Genomic DNA, 16383 nt, shown 5'->3' with positions numbered 1-16383 from the left:
ACACGGCGAGGGCACTCGTTCGCGGGACAGGCCCGGCGAACCCGCCCCGCTTCCAGCACCACCCCACTACACTCCCCAAACCCAAGCCGTTGACCAGGCAAAACATCAAAGTCCGGCTGGAGTACTAATCGTCGGCGGCCGCCGCGGGGCGTCAGGCATGGGCATTGCTGTACTCCGGCTCGCCACTGTCGAGGACGCGGTGCAAGGACGCGGTGACGACGCCTGTGTTGCGGCCGATGCGCAGCACACGGCAGGGGAACTCCCCGCGGTGAACGAGGTCGTAGCCCTTCGCCCTTGAGAACCCGAAGGCCCGGGAAGCGTCCTCGACGCTGCCGGTTCCGCCCCAGGTGGCGCGGATGCGCGAAGGGCTGTACTGGGCGTCCATGTCCGTCACGTTGTTCTGGCTGTGCATGTGTGGCTCTTCGGATCCTTTCAAGACGGCTTCGGTCGCGGAAATATCCCCGAACTCTGTGACGTTCCCCTCCCCCTCCGTGATCACGGAGGGGGAGGGGTGGACCTGAAGCTGTTCAACACGAAAGACGGCGTGACTGAGGTCAAGCCGCGTCTGGCTGTGGTCGAGGCGGATGTGCAGGACCTCGTCGAGGCGCACATGGAGACGATGCTCGGCGTCACGTTCCTCGCGAGCGAGTACGTCATCGACTGTGTCGACGGCGGGCGGATCGACTCGCTGGGGCTCGACGAGAACGGGGCACCCGTGATCGTCGAGTACAAGCGCGGCACCGACGCCGGTGTGATCAACCAGGGCTTGTACTACATGGCCTGGTTGATGAACCACAAGGATGCCTTCCGGAGCCTGGTTCGCGATCGGCTCGGGGTTTCGGCCGCGTCCCAGATTCTGTGGAGCGCACCTCGGCTGATCTGCGTGGCCGGCGACTTCACCCGTTACGACGCACACGCCGTGCGCGAGCACCGGCGCTCGATCGACCTGGTTCGCTACCAATACTTCGGCAGCGACCACTTTGCCCTTGAGACCGTGGCCTCCGTCACCGGGCACTCGGCCGGGGCCAAGCGGATGCGCCGCCGCGCGGTCGGGGCGCCGTCGGCTCGGAATCAGGGCAGCACGGTGTCCGAGCTGGCCCAAGCGGTCGAGGAGGCCCTGCTCGGACTCGGGGGCGGCGTCACACGGGTGCAGCGCAAGCAGTACACGGCCTTCCAGAGGCTGCGGAACTTCGCCTGTGTCTGCCCGCCGCAGCAGACCAAGATCCTCGTCTCCCTCAAGGCTGACCCGAATGCGGTCGAGCTGATCCCCGGCTTCACCCGGGATGTGACGGGGCTCGGCCACCACGGCACGGGCGACCTGGAGCTGCAGCTGCGCAAGGAGCAGGACTTGGAGCGGGCTCGGGACCTGTTTCGCCTCAGCTACGCCGTGGCGTAGCTGCTCTTCTTCTGACCGTACGGCTGGGTGGACTGTGCAGTTGTGAGGTGGTGGCGTGGTGCTTCCTCTCGACGCGCGGACGTGGGATGGCGGTGGACTATGAATGATCCAATGGAGCCCCGGTTTCGCTCACCGGGGCTCCACGGTCAGATTGCCGCCCTAAGCCGTCTTGGCGATTTCTTGTGCGCTTTGGGTAGGCGGCCGGGTAGGAGGGGCTGCCGTGGTGATGAGGCCGTTGCGTGTGGAGTTGACGCCGATGCAGGAGGCCGAGCTCGGGCGGCGGCTGCGGGCGCGGGATCTGAGCGTGAACGAGCGGATGCGGCTCACGCGAGGCCTCACGACGGGATCAGACGGTGAGGACGAGCTTGCCCTGGAGGTGACCGCCGTCGAGCAGCCGGTGCGCGTCGACGACGCGCTCGAACGGGAACGTCTCCTGCACGTGGATCCGGAGCCTGCCCTGTTCGACGAGTTCGACGAGCCCTCTCAGGGCGACCGGATCGGGGTCGACCGCGATGCCGCTGAAGCGCATGCCGGCCGCTTCGTACTTGGCGGCGAGGGCCGAATCCCCCTCGGCGACCGCCGTCACCAGGTGACCGCCTGGGCGGAGTACTTCGAGCGACCGCTCGACGGTGTCGCCGCCGATCGTGTCGAGTACGACGTCGATGTCGCGGACCGCCTCGGTGAAGTCGACCGCCGTGTAGTCGATCACCTCGTCGGCGCCGAACTCCTCGACGAACTTCCGCTTGCTCCCGCTGGCGGTCGCGATCACGTGCGCGCCGAGCGCTTTCGCGATCTGGATCGCGACGTGGCCGACCCCGCCACCACCGCCGTGGACCAGGACGCGGTCGCCCTCGGTCACGCCGGCGAGAGCGGTGTCGACCTCGCGCGCCAGGCCCTGGTCGCGGCTCGGGAGGCGGCGAAGAAGAACGGCGCCACCAGCAGGAAGCCGAAGCGGCGCACCGGCACCGTCGTACGACGTGCCGACGGCCCCGACCCGGCGACAAGTGGCACCTGGACGAGGTTTTCATCAAGATCAACGGCGAGCAGAAGTACCTGTGGCGAGCCGTCGACCAGGACGGCAAGGTCCTGGACATCCTCGTCCTGACGCGCTGTCAGGCAACAGAACTCTGATAAGGGGTGCTGGCACAGATCCACCGGGCGCGCCCCCGCGTGCCGCTGACCTGCTCCGAGTGCGAGCACTGATTGAGGCTGGGCCACGTGCGCGGTCAACGATCGCGGTCGGCCGTGCGACCGAGGGCCGAGTGGCGGTCGACAACAGCCTCGACGATTCTCATAAGCCGCTCGCCCACGTGCTCGATGCTTCCGTTCTGGGCGCTCACCTGGGCCCCTTCGAGGGCGAAGGTGATCTCCGCGGCCGCCTGGTCCGGATCGGGCAGTCCGGCCCGGGCACACAGGTCAGTGATCCGGCGCGACTGGCCGGCCCGTCGTGAAATGGCGGTACAGCGCCATCTTGGTGGTCTCGGCCCGGCTGGCGATCGCCTGGACGCCCACTGACTTGATCCCCTCGCGGGAGAAAAGCTCCTCCGCCGCGTCGAGGATCCGCTCACGGGGTGGCGGCTTGGCCACCCTGCTCTGCCTGCTGAGTCTCTCTGTGCTCGCCATGCGGCCCCTCATCGGTCCGGTCGGGTCGTGCCGTTCCCAGCAGCATGTTACGTTACCCACAAGTCCCATGCGATACCGTTCGGTATCGCATGGGACTGGTGGGTAGCAACATCTCCCTTCAAGGACGGAAAATGAAGCTCTCCGAGTACGTGGCCTACGACGGTGTCGGCCTGGCCGACCTCGTCGCTCGTGGCGAAGTGACTCCGGCGGAACTCGCCTCGACCGCCCAGCGGGCGTCGGACGTGGTCAACCCGCAGATCAATGGCGTCGTCGAGACCTGGCCCGCACAGGACACGCCGGTTCCGGGCAGTACGCCACTGGCGGGGGTACCTTTCCTGATCAAGGACTTGGCCGTCGCGATGGCCGGCAAGCGGATGGAGCTGGGCAGCCGTCTCGCCACAGGCAATGTCGCAGGGGCCGACACATCCCTCATGACGCGCTTCCGCCGCGCCGGGCTGGTGACGCTCGGACGCACCGCGACCCCGGAGTTCGCGTACAGCACCACCACGGAAGGCACCCTGTACGGCGCTACCCGCAACCCCTGGGACCCGACCCGCACTCCCGGCGGCTCCAGCGGCGGCTCGGGAGCCGCCGTCGCCGCGGGCATCGTCCCGATCGCGCATGCCACTGACGCGGCCGGTTCCATCCGCGTCCCCGCCGCCAGCAACGGTCTGTTCGGACTGAAGCCGACCCGCGGCCGGGTGTCCATGGGCCCCGACGCGGACGAGGTCTTCAATGGTCTCGCCGTCCACGGCGCCCTCAGCCGCTCGGTACGCGACAGCGCCGCGCTGCTGGACCTCGTCCGGGGCCCCGAGATCGGCGACCCCTACTTCGCCCAGCAGCCGGAGCGGCCCTACACGCAGGAGGTCACCCGCAGCCCGGGCAGCCTGCGGATCGGCCTCCTTCTGCAGCCGTGGGGCGGCCGAGCTGTCGACGGCGCCATCGTCGACGCCACACTGCGCTCCGCACGGCTCGCCGAGTCCCTGGGGCACCAGGTGGAAGAGGTCCAGGTCGACCTCGGCGTCGGCTGGGAGGAATTCGTCCTAGCCAACGCCCGCCTCTGGAGCGCCAACCTGGTGACCTGGATCGACGGCTTCGCCGCAGCCTTCGAACGACCTGTCGACTCCACCACCGTCGAACCCGAGATGCTGGCCAGTTACGCCTACGGACAGCAGGTCAGCGGGGCCGGGTTCGTCCACGCGCTCGCAGTACGCAACAGCGTCGCGCGTGCGATCGGCCGGTACTTCGCCGACTATGACCTGCTGCTGACCCCGACCCTGCCTGAACTCCCCGTCCCCCTGGGCACGTATGCCAAGGGCGCCGAAGGCGCCGACGGCCTCGGCTGGCTCAGGCAGCTCTTCCACCGCTCTCCCTTCACCGCCGCGTTCAACGTCGCGGGCACCCCCGCCATGTCCGTCCCCCTGGAGACGGACCCCGCCACCGGACTCCCCATCGGCATCCAGTTCGCCGCGGGATACGGACACGAGGACATCCTCTTCCGCCTCGCCGGACAGCTGGAACAGGCCGCCCCCTGGGCGCAGCGCACCCCCACCGTGTGGGCGGGCAGCTGATCTTCACAGGGCCGGTCGCTCGTCAACCGACCAATCCAGCGAGCACCACGGCGGGACGACCGGCCAGGTCATGCTGCCCGGCCCAGTGCCGCGTCACGCAACGTTTGCCCTGTAGTGATGTGGCGCGCCGTCCGGAGGGTGCTGCGGACGGCGCGTCTGCGCCAAGCTATGCGGGTGGCAGAGCGGGTACGGGTCAGAGAGATCGACGACGACGAGGGGCAGCGGCTGCTGCGGATCGTCAGGCGGGGTAGCGGGTCGGTGGTTACCTGGCGGCGGGCCCAGATGGTGCTGCTGTCCGCGCAGAGCATGGCGTCGGCAAGATCGCGGAGGTGACGTTCACCAGCGCGGACCGGGTCCGGGACGTGATCCACAACTTCAACGCCGACGGCTTCGACTCCCTGTGCCCGAAGTACCGGGGCGGCCGACCGAAGACGTTCACGCTGCCCGAGCGGCGCGAGATCAAGAAGATCGCCAAGTCCAAGCCGGCCGAGCACGGCCTGCCCTTCTGGACCTGGAGCCTGGCCAAGCTGGCCCTGAGCTGCCGTCAGGCCGCGGACGGTCCGGTTTCATTGGATGCCCGCCGGGCCTGTCGTCATTCGTTCGTTTGCCGACATTCGCGACCCCTGCGAAGGAGCATGCGAAACCCTCGCGCCTGATTGACGCGCCTGTGGCGGCGGGGCCCTTCCCGGTGATCAGCCCGTCCCCTCAGGGGCTGGCTCCGGCAGTTCGGCTGCGACGGCGCGGACGGTGTCCCGGAGCCAGCGCTGCCCTAGATCGCCGTCGAGGCGCTGGTGCCAGGCCATCTGGTAGTGCAGTGGGCGGATCTCCTCGGGAGCGGGCAAGATCCGGATCCCGGCGTCCGGGCGTAGCTGCGCGAGCAGCCTCGCGGGCAGGGTGAGGATCAGTCGGGTGCCCGGGACGGAGTGAGCGGCCAGGGAGTGGTAGGGCACGGTCAGCCCGGCCCGGCGGCGTGCTCCGAGGCCCTCCAGGCGCCCCTCGATCGCGGTCTGGCGCTCGCCGGTGGTGCCGACGATCACGTGAGCGGCGCCCAGGTACTCCTCCAGGGCGATCTCCGGGCGCTCGGCCAGCGGGTGGTCCGCGGACAGGACGCACACAAACCGGTCGTCGAACAGGTGCTCCGTGCGCAGCGCGGTGACCGGCCCTGGCCCGGCATAGAACACCAGGTCGACGACGCCTCGGTCGAGGTCCTCGTAGATGGCGTCGTGCCACGTGCGGAAGTGCAGCGTGGAGCGCGGCGACTCCCGGAGGACGCGCTGGAAGACCGCGGGGGCGGCCACCTGGGCGTAGTCGGTCCCGGCGATCCGGAATGCCTCGGCGGCCACGGCGGGGTCGAACTCCTCGGGGGCGAACAGGCTCTCCAGCCGCGGCAGGACTGCTCGCAGTTGGCGCTGCACGCGCTCGGCCCGCGGGGTGAGCCGGTATCCGCCGGGCGTGCGCACCAGCAGTTCGTCGCCGAGCGTGTCGCGCAGCCGCTGCAGCGCCCGGCTCATCGCCGGTTGGCTCATCCTGGCGAGTTCGGCGGCGTGCGAGACGTGCCGTTCCTCCAGCAGTGCGGCCAACGGCGCCAGCAGGTTGAGGTCGACCCGTTCAATATGCACCATACGCATAACGTAAGTGAATTTCATGCATTGGACAAATAATTGTGCGGGGCGGAGGGTTGATCACGTCGCCGGGCGCATCGCCCGCGAACAGCCTCATCACGACGGGCATCCGTCCGGATGCCGGATCGGAGCAGTCATGAACGGCGCGATAGTGGAGAACGGATCCGGCCGGCCGAGGGTGGCCGTGGTGACCGGCGGTTCGGGTGGCATCGGCGGCGCGGTCGCGCGCCGGCTGGCCGCGGACGGTACGGCCGTCGTAGTCCACTACGCGGGCAGTGCGGCGAAGGCCGAGGCGATCGTCGAGTCGATCACCGCGGCCGGGGGCACGGCAGTGGCCCACTCCGGCGACATCGCCGAGCCGGCGGAGATGGCGGAGCTCTTCGACGCCGCGGAGGCGCGTTTCGGCGGCATCGACGTCGTCGTCAACACCGCAGGGATCATGCTGCTCGCCCCGCTCGCCGAGATGGAGCTGGACGACTTCGACCGGATGCACCGGGTCAACGTCCGGGGGACCTTCGTTGTCTCCCGGCTCGCCGCCCGCCGACTGCGTCCCGGCGGCTCCCTGATCAACTTCTCCACCTCGGTTACCCGGCTCCAGCAGCCCGGCTACAGCGGCTACGCGGCGACCAAGGGCGCGGTCGAGGCCATGACCCTGATCCTGGCCCGCGAGCTGCGCGGCCGGGACGTCACCGTCAACGCGGTGGCCCCCGGGCCGACCGCGACGCCGCTGTTTATCGAGGGCAAGAGCGAGGAGCTGATCGCCAAGATCGCCGCCGCCGCACCCCTGGAGCGGCTCGGCACGCCTAAGGACATCGCCGAGGCGGTGGCCTTCCTGGCCGGGCCCGGCGGCCGCTGGGTCAACGGCCAGGTGCTGTTCAGTAACGGCGGTATCGCCTGACCGCCAATCCCCGCCTCCACCCCACCGATCGGAGAACCATCATGTCAACCGTCCTCATCACCGGTGCCGGCACCGGCATCGGCAACCTGACCGCGCGGGCGCTCGCCCGGGCCGGCCACCGCGTCTACGCCTCGATGCGCGCCTCCGGCACCCGCAACGCCACCCGCGCCGAGGAACTGCACCGCCTGGCCGCGGAGGAGCACCTCGACCTGCACGTGGTCGAACTCGACGTCGCCTCGCAGGAGTCCGCCGACCACGCGGTGGCGGCCGTGCTCAAGGACGCGGGGACGCTCGACGTCGTCATCCACAACGCCGGACACCTGGTCACCGGCTACGTCGAGGCGTTCACCGCCGAGGAGATCGCCCACCTGATCGACGCCAACACCCTCGGCGTCCAGCGGCTCAACCGGGCTGCACTCCCGCACCTGCGCACCCAAGGCCACGGCACCCTCCTCTACGTGGGCAGCACCATCCCGGTGACCACCCCGCCCTTCCTCGGCCCGTACGTGGTCTCCAAGGCGGCCATGGACGCTCTGGCTCTGGTGACCTCCTACGACGTGGCCCCGCTCGGCATCGAGACCGTGATCGTCATGCCGGGGGCATTCACCCAGGGCACCGACCACTTCCCCAAGGCGGCACGGCCCGCGGACACCACCGGTGTCGCCGCCGGATACCGGGCCCTGGACCCGCTGGCCGCCCGTAACGAGGCAGCCACCGAAGGCCTGTTCACCCCGGGCACGCAGGCCGACCCGGTGGTGGTCGCCCAGGAGATCACCAGGATCCTGGCCCTGCCCTTCGGCGAGCGCCCCTTCCGCAGCGTGGTGGACCTGACCAACTCCGTGGTCGAACAGGCCAACTCCGCGGTACTGGAGGCCCGTACGGACTTCGTGCGGCGCATGGGCTTCGAGAAAGTCCTGCACGTTGCCCGGGCGTAGGCCACCCCGCATCCCTCCATTCACCAACCACCTCCCCGTGCAAGGAATCAACGAGATGACCCGCAGTCAGCTGAACGCCGTCTCCGACCTGCTGCAGAACTCTCCGCTGGACCTGGGCGGCGACGTCGAGAAGATGCGCCATGTCTTCGACGAAATGCTGGGCTCCGCGCCGCTGCCCGACGACGTCCGCACCCGGTCCATCGAGCTGGGTTCGGTGCCCGCCGTCGAGGTGCGTGCCGGCGCCGCCGCGCCGACGGGCGTCACCGTGCTGTACTTCCACGGCGGTGCCTACGCGATCGGCTCCGCCGCTGCCAGTGTCGGCCTGGTTTCCGAGATCGCCCGGCGCACCGCGGCCACCGCCCTCTCCGTCGACTACCGGCTCGCCCCCCAGCATCCCTTCCCGGCCGCCGTCGACGACGCCCTCACCGCCTACCGGGCACTGCTGGACCGGGGCGCCCGGGCCGACTCGGTCGCGGTCACAGGAGAGTCGGCCGGCGGCGGCCTCGCCCTCGCCCTACTGCTAGCGATCCGGGACGCGGGGCTGCCGCAGCCCTCGTCCGCGACGGTTCTGTCCCCGTGGACGGACCTCACCCAGTCCGGCGCCACCATGGCGAGCCGGGCGGAGGCGGATCCGGCGCTCACTCCCGAGGCCCTCAAGATCCGGGCCGCCGACTACCTCGCCGGGGCGGATCCGCGCACCGCGCTGGCCAGCCCGCTGTTCGCCGATCTGCGCGGACTGCCGTCGCTGCTGATCCAGGCCGGCGGTCGGGAGATCCTGCTCGATGACGCCCTGCGGCTGGCCGCGCGGGCCGCCCGCGCCGACGTCCCGGTCACCCTGCAGACCTTCCCCGGAGCACCGCACGTCTTCCAGGGCTTCGCCCCACTCGTCGACGAGGCCACGCGCGCCCTCGACCACGTCGCCGCCTTTATCAACAGCCATGCCCAGTCGGAGGGCTGACTTCGTGAAAGCCGTACGCTTCCACCGCTACGGAGACATCGACGTGCTCGGCGTCGAGGACGTCGAACCGCGTCCGCTCGGCCCCAAGGACGTCCTGGTCCGGGTATGGGCCGCCGGCATCAACCCGGGCGAGGCCAAGATCCGCACCGGGGCCCTGCACGAGCACTTCCCGGCGACGTTCCCGTCCGGGCAGGGCAGCGACCTGGCCGGCACCGTCGCCGCGACCGGGGCCGCGGTGGCCGGTTGGACACCGGGGGACCCGGTCCTTGGCTGGTCCTGGGAGCGGTCCAGCCACGCCGAGTACGTCGCCGTTCCGGCGGACCAGCTCGTCCGCAAACCCCAGAAGCTCCCCTGGGCCGCCGCAGGCGCCCTCTACGTCGCGGGCAGCACCGCCTGGGCTGCCGTCGCCGCAGTCGCCCCGCGGGCCGGGGAGACGGTCGTGGTCAGCGGGGCCACCGGTGGGGTCGGCAGCTTCGCCGTCCAACTCCTGCGCCTGCGCAGGGCGCGCGTGGTGGCGGTCGCCTCCGCGCGGCACCAGGACTGGCTGGAGTCCCAGGGCGCCGCCCTCTTCGGCTACGGGGGTGGGGTCGCCGAACGTCTCCGCCGGGCCATCCAAAGCGACGGCGGCGGCACGGCGCACGCCTTCCTCGACTTCCACGGCGGCGACTACCCGCGCATCGCACTCTCCCTGGGAGTACCGCCCAGCCGGGTCAACACGCTCGACTACGGCGCCGCCGCGGCGCTCGGCACCCGGTCGCAGGGCAGTGCCGAGGGCACCGACCGGGCGGTACTGGCCGAACTGGCCGGGCTGGCGGCCTCCGGCAGGATCGAGGTGCCGATCAGCCGGACCTACCCGTTGGCCAAGGTCCGGGCGGCCTTCGCCCACCTGGAACACGACCACCCGTTGGGCAAGGTTGTCCTCCTCCCGAACGTCACCCCAGGCAGCATCAAGGCCGGGGACGCCCGGGCCGTGGCCGGGTGACGTCGACTCAGGCCGGACGAAGTCGCTCGGGAGCACCCAGCGAAGAGCCCGTTGCCCTTCCGGCGGCGGCCCCGGCAGCTTCCCCGAGCGAGCGGGCCCCCTACGACCGGATGGTGGCCTGGTGCACCCCGCCGCTGCTGCCCACCGCGTGGGTGGACCAGGTCGTCGACGTAGGCGCGTTCGGCGCGGTACAGGCACCGGCCCGCCCCTGACACCGATGTCAAGTTCACCACCTCGTACAAGCTGTATGTATCGGCTCCCGGAGCCCAGATAGTGGATCCGTCTGCCGACTGGGATTTCCCGGTCGAGATCCGCTGCGACGATGCCGTCCGTGACGTGACGGGCAAGCCAGATGCCGAGCCCGACCCTGGATGTGTCATTCCTAGCATCATGCCCGTGGCCGAGATGAGCACGCTTCCCTATGTAAGAGGCGACGACAACTCCGGCCAGGGAGCTGCTGCAGCCGCTTACTGGTGGGCCCAGCAAAACCTCTACGACGCTAGGGATAGCAGGGCCGCTTGAGGGCTGTTCGTACTGAGCAGTGGAGTGCCGTCCTCCGATGGGAGGGCGGCACTCCACTGCGCTCAGGGAGGGCGGCGGGGCGGCTGCGACTCGCGGACATCCGTTCACGGCCAGCCGGCCTGACAGTTACCGCCCCGATCCGAGACGGCCATCGCCGTCTACGCAGGCACCGCTAGCAGATGATCTTGATGCTCTGCCAGCCGAAGCCCGTTCCCTGCTCGGCGTTGGCATCGCTCCGCAAGGTGAAGACGGCCGGGCCACCAGGGTGGTCGTACATGTTCCCGGCCTGCCCCGTCCCGTACCACTTGTAGGAGCCATGGAAGATGATGTTGTAGTACGTATTGCACCCATCGACGACCTGCTGCTTGCCCGTGAAGTTCGGACCTTCATAGGCGACGAACGACGAGGCGAACGCCGCCCCCGTACCGAGTCCGAGCGCTGCGGCCGCGGTGGCTGCAACGACGGCAAGTCGGTGTTTCACGTGCCCTCCTGGCTGCCGGAAGAGTCGATGACGCGGTCATGCAACCACGGGGTCGACGGGCTTACTGATCATTTCAGAATGCGGTGCGTAGTCGTCTCAAGCAGATGATGGAGCAGGCGAGTTCGAGGAGGCCCTGGTGGAGGTCCGCGCGTATCTCGTAGCGGATGCGCAGACGCTTGAACTGGTGCAACCACGCGAACGTGCGCTCTGCCACCCAACGGGTCTTGCCCAGTCCGGAGCCGTGAGGGGCGCCTCGACGGGCAATCTTGGGAGTGATGCCGCGCTTGCGGATCAGCCGGCGGTACTTGTCGAAGTCGTAGCCACGGTCCGCGAACAGCCGTCGGGGCCGGTGCAGTGGACGGCCTCGGAGTCCTCTGATCCGGGGGACGGCATCGAGCAGGGGCATCAGCTGGGTGACATCGTGCCGGTTGCCACCGGTCAGCGTCACGGCGAGCGGAGTGCCATGCCGGTCGACGATCACATGGTGCTTGGAGCCGGGACGCGCGCGGTCGACCGGCGAAGGGCCGGTGTGAGCCCCCCTTTGAGGGCTCGGACGTGGGAGCCGTCGATCGAGCAGTCGTCCATCTCAAGGAGCCCGGCTCTGCGGAGCTCGACCAGCAGAGCCTCGTGGAGGCGAGGCCACACTCCGGCCTCGGTCCAGTCCCGCAGCCGCCGCCAGCAGGTCACTCCACTGCAACCGATCCGCTCAGCAGGTACGTCCGCCCAGGTCACACCCTTGCGCAGCACGTACACGATGCCCGCCAGCGCAACCCGGTCATCCACCGGCTTCCGGCCAGGGAAACGACGCCGCCGCGGCGACCGGGCCGGGAGCGGCGGAGCTATCCGCCCCCAGAGCTCATCGGGTACAAGATCGTCAGCCATTCGGCAGGCCCTGCCCGATGCCACCGCTCAGTTCCCAGCCGCCACACCGAACTCATTCTGAAATGATCAGTAAGGAACGCAGCTTGTTCTGCATTGTCATCTGCTTTCTCCTGACGTAGTGCTGATCGCGAAACACTGAAGGGAACCCCGACCACCCGGAGATGATCTGCGTGGTCGCCTTTCTTCCATCTAATTGGTGAGAGCGTGAAATTTTCCAGAGGAGAGGCGTGTGACGCTTGTCATAGGCGGTATTCAATGATGGGTGAAGGGATTCTCCACCAATTTTCGAGTCATGCTCGGGCCAGTGGGTTCCGGCGTTGGTCGACGACTGTTTTCCCTCGTTTTTTGCGCCCTTCGAGGTGGGGTTGAGGCCCCCAGGGGCCGGATTTCCCGCGCCCGGGACGGGGTGCGGACATTCGGAAAATACGAGGTCGGGTGGTTTTTTCGATCGCGTGCCGGGTTCCCCGGGACAAGTGTCCCGGGGAGAAGGAAGTTAATTGTCCCGGGAAAATCAGGGCTGATGCCACTGTCGGAAAATGCGACGACTGCCTAGCGTGTCGGTATGTCACAGATGGGTATGGGGCACGCGGTGCGGTTTTCTGGAGTGTCCAAGAGTTTTGACCGGGTGAAAGCGGTCGGCGGGTTGGACCTATCGATCGGTCGTGGGCGAATGACGGCGCTGCTCGGCCCGAACGGGGCGGGGAAATCCACGTCGATCGATATGCTCCTGGGCCTGCTCTCCCAGGATGCCGGGCAGATCGAAGTACTGGGCGGCACGCCGGTCGCGGCCGTACGAGCCGGCCGGGTAGGGGCCATGCGGCAGGACGGCGCTTTCCCCGCCAGTGCCAAGGTCCGAGAGGTCCTGGAGCTCGGCCGCCGCCTCTACCCCCGGCCCGCGCCCTTGGACGAGCTGGTCGACATGGCCGATCTCGGCAGTCTGCTGACCCGCCGGGTGGACAAGCTGTCGGGCGGCCAGCTGCAGCGAGTGCGTTTTGCCTTCGCGGCCGCGGGAGCGCCCGACCTGCTCGTGCTCGACGAGCCGACGGTCGCGATGGACGTCGAGGCACGGATCCGGTTCTGGGACGGCATCAGGAGCTTTGCCGAGCAGGACCGCACCGTGCTGTTCTCCACGCATTACCTGGAAGAGGCCGACGAGGCGGCCGACCGGATCACCGTGCTGGCCAAGGGCAAGGTCCTGGTCGAGGGGACCGGTGAGGAGATCAAACGGACCGTCGGCAGACGTTCGGTCAGCTTCCGCTCCGATGGCCCGGTACCAACGGGACTGGAGCTGCTGCCCGGTGTATGCGGTGTGGAGCGGCACCATGACCGGATCCGTCTGCAGACCACGGACTCCGATGCCACCATCAACGCCCTGCTGTCCGGCGATTTCACGGTCAGGGACCTCGAATCGTCCGGTGGCAGCCTGGAGGAGGCGTTCCGTGCACTGACCAGCGCCGCACAAGAGGAGAAGAAGAACTGATGCTGACGCACCATTACGTCTCCTTCGAACTCGTGCGGCTCCGCCGTGACCCGAGATTCGTGGTGCTCACGGTGGCCGTCCCGGCACTGCTGTACCTGATGGTCTCCACGGCCGGGAATGCGGCACCCTCGGGAGCCAGGGCCGGCTCGGGCGCCGGGATCATGACCGGGATGGCCTGCTACGGCGTGCTGATGGTGACCATCACCAACGGCGTCAATATCGCGCTCGACCGGAGCATCGGCTGGATGGCCCAGCTGCGCACCACTCCGCTGCGTGCGCCCCAGGTACTCGTCGGCAAGGCCGTCAGTGGCCTGCTCCTGTCCCTGCTCTCCCTCATCGCCATCTTCCTGATCGGCGGACTGTCGCAGGGCGTCGAGCTGAGCGGCGTTCAGTGGCTGGAGATGGGCGCGATCATCTGGCTGGGAAGCCTGCCGTTCGCCCTGCTGGGCATGGCCCTGGGATTCCTCACCTCGCCCGCCGCCGGCGGTCCCGCCGTGATGGCTGCCGTGATCGGCATGTCGGCGCTGGGCGGGCTGTGGATACCGGTCCGGCTGTTCCCGGACACCCTCCAGCACATTTCCAGGGCGTTGCCGACCAGCCGCTGGGTCCATCTGAGCCAGGCACTGTTGGACGGCGGAGCGTCCTCGCTGTCGGACCTTCTGGTACTGGGGGGCTGGACGCTGGGCTTCGCCCTGTTGGCAGGGTTCGCCATCCGCCGGGACGCCACGCGCTGAGCCCCGGCGAGCGGGGCCTGGACAAGTACCGTGACCGGTGGTCGGCACGAGCCCGTGCCGACCACCGGCGTGCGGCGTGATGTCCGGCAGCGTGCCTGTCGGCCCGGCCCGACGGCAGTCCTGCCCCTGAAGGCCGAGGCCAGAGTGAGGAGCGCACGGCGTGCCCTGGACCAGGAGCACGGAAGGGGGAGGCCGATGAGCCGGAAGTCCGGCACGCGCGCGGAAGGGGCGGGCGGACTCGGCTTACCCGCCTCCACCCGGGGCGCGGCGGTGGGCGCCACCGCCGCCGTCGTTCCCCTTTTCGGCCTGATTCCCTCGCTCTCCGCGTCGAACAGCCCGCTCACCACGCTCCTCGTGGCTGCCTTCGCCCTGGTTGTCTTCGTGGCCTCGCAGGTGACCGTCTCGTGGTCCTATCACTCCGCTCGGCTCGACGACCGGTTCCGGTTGGCGCTGCCGGTACCGCTCGCGGCGCTTTCCGTGGCCCTCCCGCTGTGGCTCGGCAAGGACTGGACGATCCTGCTGACGTATCTGGCGGCCACCTGCGCGGTCGCCGTGCCTCCCAGGCTGACCCTGCCGGCGCTCGCGACGTCGGTCTCGCTGACCGTTTTCGTGGCCGAGCACGTCGACGGGGTGGACACGACCGGGCCAGTGGTGATGACCGCGGCGGTCGGCCTCTCTATGACCACCTACCGCCGGATTCTCGATCTCAACACCGAGTTGCGGCGCACCCGCCGCGAACTGGCGCGTGCCGCGGTGACCGAGGAGCGGCTGCGCTTTGCCCGGGACATGCACGACACGCTGGGCCACGACCTGCTCCAGCTCACCCTGCGCACGGAGGTGACGAGGAGGCTGTACCGGGCCGGCGGGATGGATGTGGAGGCGGAGCTCCAGCAGATCGAGGACATGGGCCGTCAGTGTCTGGAACGGGTGCGAGAAGCGGTCACCGGGTACCGGCGGCTCAGCCTGGCCTCGGTCATCGAGGAGGCTCGGCGCACGCTGGACGACGCCGGTGTGTCGGTAACGGTGGACGTCGCGACGGACGAACTGCCCCAGCAAGTGGAAACGGCACTGAGCTGGGTCGTCCGCGAGGCGCTGACGAACGTCGTCCGGCACGCCCGGGCGGCCAACTGCCGGGTCGCACTGTCCACGGAGGGGGGCTGCGCCGTCCTGGAGGTGCTCGACGACGGCAGGGGGCCCGTTCGGCGTACGCTTTCGGGACCGGGCGGGAACGGGCTGGCCGGTCTCACCGAACGGGTCACCGCACTCGACGGCTCCCTCCGGACGAGCGCCGCGCCGGGCGGCGGCTTCCGCCTTCTGGTCGCTGTCCCACTCACGGAATCCGAAGCCTCCACGGGCTCCCTGGCCAACTCCCTTACGGAAGGCGCGACATGATCCGGGTACTGCTGGCGGAGGACCAGGCCATGGTGCGCGGTGCCATCGCGACCTTGCTGGGGCTGGAGCCGGACATTGAGGTGGTCGGCCAGGCCAGTGACGGTCCCGGCGCGGTGTCCACCGCCCTGGATCTGCGTCCCGACCTGTGCCTGCTGGACATAGAGATGCCCGGCGGCAGCGGGCTGGACGCCGCGGAGGCCTTGCATGCGCAGCTGCCCGGGACAAAGATTCTGATCTTCACCGTTTTTGACCGGCCCGGTCATTTGCGGCGTGCGATCGCGGCCGGGGCCAATGGCTTCATCGGGAAGAACCGGCCGGTGGACGAACTCGCGGTGGCGATCCGCCAGGTGATGGCCGGGGAGACCGTGATGGAGCCCGCGCTGGCCGCGACCGCGCTGCGGGCCGTACCCAACCCGCTGACCCCCAGGGAACGGGAGGTTTTGGCCGCCGCGCTCGACGGTGCGCCGATCCCGGCCATCGCGACGCGGGTGAGCCTTTCCGAGAAGACGGTGCGCAACTACCTCTCCGCGGCGATCCGGAAGACGGACTGTGCCAACCGCTTCGAGGCGGCCCGTACGGCCCATGACAACGGTTGGCTGTAGGGCTGACAGACACGGACCCTCAGGGTCGTGGCCGTCGTGGTCTCAGCGGTGTGTGGGCAGGCTCCCCGCGGTGACGGTCCCACCGTCCTCCGCGGGGGCGTCATCGTAGGCGTCGTTGCTGACCAGAAACGGCTCCAGCCAGTCGGGCCGGACGGCGGCGGCTAACTGATCATTTCAGGGGCGCCCGCGCCTATACCTCCGGCAGCCACATTGTGATCGGTGACGGCGGCGCGGACCGCCACACCCTCGCGCACGAGCTGACCCACGTCATTCAGCAGCGCCAAGGCCCGGTGGCGGGCGCCGAC

Annotated in this window: 14 protein-coding genes and 5 pseudogenes; 13 read left to right on the top strand and 6 right to left on the bottom strand. The window is 69.2% G+C overall.

Annotated features, from left to right (window positions below; translation table 11 throughout):
• Nucleotides 1–151: 151 nt before the first annotated feature.
• The gene (locus tag ACLJWH_RS41410) at nt 152–412 is read right to left on the bottom strand and encodes a hypothetical protein (protein WP_411146981.1); all 261 of its coding nucleotides are present in this window, start codon (nt 410–412) and stop codon (nt 152–154) included.
• Nucleotides 413–610: 198 nt separating this feature from the next.
• Between ACLJWH_RS41410 and ACLJWH_RS41405 the strand changes: the two genes are divergently transcribed.
• On the top strand, nt 611–1396 hold the full coding sequence (locus ACLJWH_RS41405; protein WP_411146982.1) for a DUF5655 domain-containing protein: 786 nt from the start codon (nt 611–613) through the stop codon (nt 1394–1396).
• 346 nt (nt 1397–1742) lie between these two features.
• Here ACLJWH_RS41405 and ACLJWH_RS41400 read toward each other — a convergent pair.
• Nucleotides 1743–2264, bottom strand: a pseudogene (locus ACLJWH_RS41400) (zinc-binding dehydrogenase); the annotation flags it as partial.
• Between the two features lie 113 nt (nt 2265–2377).
• Between ACLJWH_RS41400 and ACLJWH_RS41395 the strand changes: the two are divergent.
• Nucleotides 2378–2506 (top strand): annotated as a pseudogene (locus tag ACLJWH_RS41395) (DDE-type integrase/transposase/recombinase); the annotation flags it as partial.
• 116 nt (nt 2507–2622) lie between these two features.
• Here the strand turns inward: ACLJWH_RS41395 and ACLJWH_RS41390 are convergent.
• Nucleotides 2623–3019: pseudogene (locus tag ACLJWH_RS41390) on the bottom strand (helix-turn-helix domain-containing protein).
• A 131-nt stretch (nt 3020–3150) separates the two neighbouring features.
• Between ACLJWH_RS41390 and ACLJWH_RS41385 the strand changes: the two are divergent.
• Both ACLJWH_RS41385 and ACLJWH_RS41380 read left to right on the top strand, forming a co-directional pair.
• Nucleotides 3151–4590 carry an amidase gene (locus ACLJWH_RS41385; RefSeq protein ID WP_411146980.1) on the top strand — a complete coding sequence of 480 codons (1440 nt, stop codon included), beginning with the start codon at nt 3151–3153 and terminating at the stop codon, nt 4588–4590.
• Nucleotides 4591–4764: 174 nt separating this feature from the next.
• Nucleotides 4765–5123: pseudogene (locus ACLJWH_RS41380) on the top strand (helix-turn-helix domain-containing protein); the annotation flags it as partial.
• Between the two features lie 159 nt (nt 5124–5282).
• Here ACLJWH_RS41380 and ACLJWH_RS41375 read toward each other — a convergent pair.
• The gene (locus tag ACLJWH_RS41375; protein WP_411146979.1) at nt 5283–6212 is read right to left on the bottom strand and encodes a LysR family transcriptional regulator; all 930 of its coding nucleotides are present in this window, start codon (nt 6210–6212) and stop codon (nt 5283–5285) included.
• 136 nt (nt 6213–6348) lie between these two features.
• Between ACLJWH_RS41375 and ACLJWH_RS41370 the strand changes: the two genes are divergently transcribed.
• From ACLJWH_RS41370 to ACLJWH_RS41355, 4 genes are read left to right on the top strand one after another with little or no spacing between them, the layout of a single operon-like run.
• A complete protein-coding gene (locus tag ACLJWH_RS41370; protein ID WP_411146978.1) occupies nt 6349–7110 on the top strand; it encodes an SDR family oxidoreductase in 762 nt (253 codons plus the stop codon).
• 41 nt (nt 7111–7151) lie between these two features.
• Nucleotides 7152–8045, top strand: a complete 894-nt coding sequence (locus ACLJWH_RS41365) for an SDR family NAD(P)-dependent oxidoreductase (protein ID WP_411146977.1) — start codon at nt 7152–7154, stop codon at nt 8043–8045.
• A 55-nt stretch (nt 8046–8100) separates the two neighbouring features.
• Nucleotides 8101–9003, top strand: coding sequence for an alpha/beta hydrolase fold domain-containing protein (locus ACLJWH_RS41360; protein WP_411146976.1), 903 nt, complete (start codon nt 8101–8103; stop codon nt 9001–9003).
• Between the two features lie 4 nt (nt 9004–9007).
• Nucleotides 9008–9985, top strand: a complete 978-nt coding sequence (locus ACLJWH_RS41355; protein ID WP_411146975.1) for an NADP-dependent oxidoreductase — start codon at nt 9008–9010, stop codon at nt 9983–9985.
• Between the two features lie 694 nt (nt 9986–10679).
• On the opposite strand, the gene ACLJWH_RS41350 is transcribed toward ACLJWH_RS41355, so the two are convergent.
• Entirely contained in the window at nt 10680–10988 is a 309-nt protein-coding gene (locus ACLJWH_RS41350) for a MiAMP1 family antimicrobial peptide (RefSeq protein ID WP_411146974.1), read from the bottom strand.
• 73 nt (nt 10989–11061) lie between these two features.
• Nucleotides 11062–11870, bottom strand: a protein-coding gene (locus ACLJWH_RS41345; RefSeq protein ID WP_411146973.1) for an IS5 family transposase whose coding sequence is annotated in 2 segments (ribosomal slippage) — nt 11062–11531 and nt 11531–11870 — 810 coding nt in all. Because the reading frame shifts where the segments join, the coding sequence is not laid out codon by codon here.
• Nucleotides 11871–12432: 562 nt separating this feature from the next.
• On the opposite strand from ACLJWH_RS41345, the gene ACLJWH_RS41340 reads away from it, so the two are divergent.
• From ACLJWH_RS41340 to ACLJWH_RS41320, 5 genes and pseudogenes are all read left to right on the top strand, one after another.
• Nucleotides 12433–13350, top strand: a complete 918-nt coding sequence (locus tag ACLJWH_RS41340; RefSeq protein WP_411146972.1) for an ABC transporter ATP-binding protein — start codon at nt 12433–12435, stop codon at nt 13348–13350.
• On the top strand, nt 13350–14084 hold the full coding sequence (locus ACLJWH_RS41335) for an ABC transporter permease (protein WP_411146971.1): 735 nt from the start codon (nt 13350–13352) through the stop codon (nt 14082–14084). Before ACLJWH_RS41340 ends, ACLJWH_RS41335 begins: the two co-directional genes overlap by 1 nt.
• 195 nt (nt 14085–14279) lie before the next feature.
• Complete coding sequence (locus ACLJWH_RS41330; RefSeq protein WP_411146970.1) at nt 14280–15476, top strand: sensor histidine kinase; 1197 nt, start codon at nt 14280–14282, stop codon at nt 15474–15476.
• Nucleotides 15473–16078 carry a response regulator transcription factor gene (locus ACLJWH_RS41325; RefSeq protein ID WP_411146969.1) on the top strand — a complete coding sequence of 202 codons (606 nt, stop codon included), beginning with the start codon at nt 15473–15475 and terminating at the stop codon, nt 16076–16078. The genes ACLJWH_RS41330 and ACLJWH_RS41325 overlap by 4 nt, the downstream gene beginning before the upstream one ends.
• Before the next feature lie 179 nt (nt 16079–16257).
• Nucleotides 16258–16383, top strand: a pseudogene (locus ACLJWH_RS41320) (DUF4157 domain-containing protein); the annotation flags it as partial.

The sequence above is a fragment of the Streptomyces sp. x-80 genome (genome assembly GCF_046549095.1).
GTDB lineage: Bacteria > Actinomycetota > Actinomycetes > Streptomycetales > Streptomycetaceae > Streptomyces > Streptomyces celluloflavus.
Note: the sequence above shows the minus strand (reverse complement) of the source record. Positions and strands in the feature narration are given on the sequence as shown.

What these genes read in the sequence shown, in the direction of transcription:
- ACLJWH_RS41365 (WP_411146977.1), top strand. Translation starts at nt 7,152, where the DNA reads ATGTCAACCGTCCTCATCACCGGTGCCGGCACCGGCATCGGCAACCTG.
- ACLJWH_RS41385 (WP_411146980.1), top strand. Translation starts at nt 3,151, where the DNA reads ATGAAGCTCTCCGAGTACGTGGCCTACGACGGTGTCGGCCTGGCCGAC.
- ACLJWH_RS41370 (WP_411146978.1), top strand. Translation starts at nt 6,349, where the DNA reads ATGAACGGCGCGATAGTGGAGAACGGATCCGGCCGGCCGAGGGTGGCC.
- ACLJWH_RS41330 (WP_411146970.1), top strand. Translation starts at nt 14,280, where the DNA reads ATGAGCCGGAAGTCCGGCACGCGCGCGGAAGGGGCGGGCGGACTCGGC.
- ACLJWH_RS41410 (WP_411146981.1), bottom strand. Translation starts at nt 412, where the DNA reads ATGCACAGCCAGAACAACGTGACGGACATGGACGCCCAGTACAGCCCT.
- ACLJWH_RS41375 (WP_411146979.1), bottom strand. Translation starts at nt 6,212, where the DNA reads ATGGTGCATATTGAACGGGTCGACCTCAACCTGCTGGCGCCGTTGGCC.
- ACLJWH_RS41360 (WP_411146976.1), top strand. Translation starts at nt 8,101, where the DNA reads ATGACCCGCAGTCAGCTGAACGCCGTCTCCGACCTGCTGCAGAACTCT.
- ACLJWH_RS41340 (WP_411146972.1), top strand. Translation starts at nt 12,433, where the DNA reads ATGTCACAGATGGGTATGGGGCACGCGGTGCGGTTTTCTGGAGTGTCC.
- ACLJWH_RS41405 (WP_411146982.1), top strand. Translation starts at nt 611, where the DNA reads ATGGAGACGATGCTCGGCGTCACGTTCCTCGCGAGCGAGTACGTCATC.
- ACLJWH_RS41335 (WP_411146971.1), top strand. Translation starts at nt 13,350, where the DNA reads ATGCTGACGCACCATTACGTCTCCTTCGAACTCGTGCGGCTCCGCCGT.
- ACLJWH_RS41325 (WP_411146969.1), top strand. Translation starts at nt 15,473, where the DNA reads ATGATCCGGGTACTGCTGGCGGAGGACCAGGCCATGGTGCGCGGTGCC.